Source organism: Microvirga pakistanensis (genome assembly GCF_004458765.1).
In the GTDB taxonomy this organism is placed as follows: domain Bacteria; phylum Pseudomonadota; class Alphaproteobacteria; order Rhizobiales; family Beijerinckiaceae; genus Microvirga; species Microvirga pakistanensis.
In genome coordinates, this window is the sequence record NZ_SPJX01000234.1 from 1 (window position 1) to 223 (window position 223).

The following is a 223-nucleotide window of genomic DNA, read 5'->3' on the forward strand; positions in this document are numbered from 1 at the left end:
CTGCGGCCCGGCCCTGGTTGACATTGCCGGGATGCGAGCCTCCCTCGCGGAAGCCGGATACGACCCGACCGGGCTCAATCCTGTCCTTCCCGTCGACGTCTCCACCGACCAGTCCCTCGGCGTGGATGTGTTCGGCTCCCCCGATGCCCTCCGGCGCAACATGGAGCGCGAATATGGGCGCAATGCCGAGCGCTATCGCTTCATGAAATGGGCCACCCGCGCC

Annotated in this window: 1 protein-coding gene; it reads left to right on the plus strand. The window is 67.3% G+C overall.

Annotation, left to right across the window (positions count from 1 at the left end; genetic code table 11):
* Window positions 1-223: aconitase family protein (locus E4K09_RS14115; RefSeq protein WP_134498036.1), on the plus strand; the 223-nt coding region annotated here is incomplete at both ends.